Here is a 1,738-nt window from a genome sequence, read left to right on the forward strand (position 1 = left end):
TCGGCGAGCGGGCCACCTTCGAGTGGGAGCAGACCCAGGGGTCCGGGCACGTCCTGCACGTGGGCGAGAAGCCCGAGACGCTCGACGTCGTGGACTTCGCGCACCTGCTGCCGCCCGAGATCGCGCAGTTCACCACCCGGGGGGTGTACGGCGACGACAACGAGCACCTGTCCTTCATCCAGGGAGCCGGTCACGGCGGGTCGCACCCCCACCTGGCGCACGAGTTCGTCCGCAGCATCGTCGAGGAGCGGCCGGCGGCGATCGACGCCGAGACCGCGGCGAACTGGACGGCGGTCGGGATCTGCGCCCACGAGTCGGCCATGTCCGGTGGCGAGCGCATCCGCATCCCGGACTTCGGCAGGACCGCCCCGTGAGCGGGGGTGCGCGGCTCTGCGTCGCGACGATCTGCTTCGACGGGTTCGGGGACGAGGACTTCGCACCGACCTTCGAGCTCGCACCCCGGCTCGGCGTGGAGGACCTCGAGATCAACGCCTGGTACGGCCGCAACCTCACGCCGTCCGGCATCGAGGGGCTCCTCCGGCGCTGTCGTGCCGGCAATCTGCGTCCGGCGTCTTTGCAGGTCTCGCCGTTCGCCCCGGGCCCAGCAGCCGCCGACCTCACCCGCGAGGTGTGCCGCTGGTTGTGGCTGCTCGAGGTCGCCCGCCGCCTCGACGTCGGCGTCATCAAGGCCACCGGCTCCGCCCGCGACACCTGCGGCGGGTTGCCCGCGCTGATCGAGCTGCTGCGGGTGGTCGCTCCCGTCGCCGCGGAACGGGGCATCACCGTGGTCCTGGAGAACCATGTCGGCAACGTCATCGAGCACCCCGAGGACTACCACGCCGTCTTCACCGCGGTCGGCCGCCAGGGCCTCGGGGTCTGCCTGGACACCGGTCACTTCGTGGCCTCGGGACACGACCCCGCCGCCGTCGCCGCCGACCTCGGCGACCTCGTGGTGCACGTGGACCTGAAGGACTGCACGGGCCCGGGCACCGGCCACTTCGTCCGCTTCGGTGAGGGGGTCGTCGACTTCGACGCCGTCCTCGCCCGGACCCTCACCCCGGGGTGGTCGGGGTGGGTCGTGGTCGAGCTGCCGCTCCTCGACCGGGCGCGTGTCATCAGCGACCTCCGGGCGGGGGTTCACATCGCCGCCCGCCACCTCCCACTGCAAGCCCAACTCGCCACCTAAGGAGCACCATGTCCCACGCAGGCAACGACGCCGTGCGCACCTCACCTGTCCGCCTCCGGTGGGCCGTTCCCACCGCAGCTCTCACCCTCAGCCTCTTCCTCGGTGCCTGCTCGTCGGGTTCCACCGACGTGCCGTCCGGCGGTGAGCTGCCGGCCGAGGGGCCGCTGACCCTGGCCTGGTACGGCTCCGACGTACGCAACGCCGCGGTCCAGGAGGTCGTCGACGCCTTCGGCCAGGAGAACCCGGACCTCGTCATCGAGACCCAGCCCACCACGTTCGACGGCCACTGGGACCGGCTCTCGGTCCAGGCAGCGGCCAACAACCTGCCCTGCATCCCCGCCATGCAGTCGCGGTACCAAGCCCGCTACGAGGACCGCGGCTCGCTGCTGCCCCTCGAGGGACTCATCGAGGACGGCACCATCGACGTCTCCGGGATCCCGCCGGAGGTCATCGAGAGCAACCGCAACGAGGACGGCCACATCTACTCGATCCCGTACGGCATCTGGTACGAGGGTGCGGTCCGCAACGTGCCCGCGCTCGAGGAGGCCGGGG

General features: G+C 71.5%; 2 protein-coding genes and 1 pseudogene. All 3 read left to right on the forward strand.

Annotated features, from left to right (window positions below):
* Window positions 1–374 (forward strand): annotated as a pseudogene (locus GC722_RS17530) (hypothetical protein); the annotation flags it as partial.
* Window positions 371–1,186 (forward strand): sugar phosphate isomerase/epimerase family protein, encoded by an 816-nt coding sequence (locus GC722_RS02870; protein ID WP_197429723.1) that lies wholly within the window; start codon window positions 371–373, stop codon window positions 1,184–1,186. The pseudogene GC722_RS17530 and the gene GC722_RS02870, both read left to right, overlap by 4 nt.
* Window positions 1,187–1,194: 8 nt before the next feature.
* Window positions 1,195–1,738: ABC transporter substrate-binding protein (locus GC722_RS02875; RefSeq protein ID WP_156608740.1), on the forward strand; the 544-nt coding region annotated here is incomplete at its 3' end.

This window comes from Auraticoccus cholistanensis, assembly GCF_009742705.1.
Lineage (GTDB): Bacteria > Actinomycetota > Actinomycetes > Propionibacteriales > Propionibacteriaceae > Auraticoccus > Auraticoccus cholistanensis.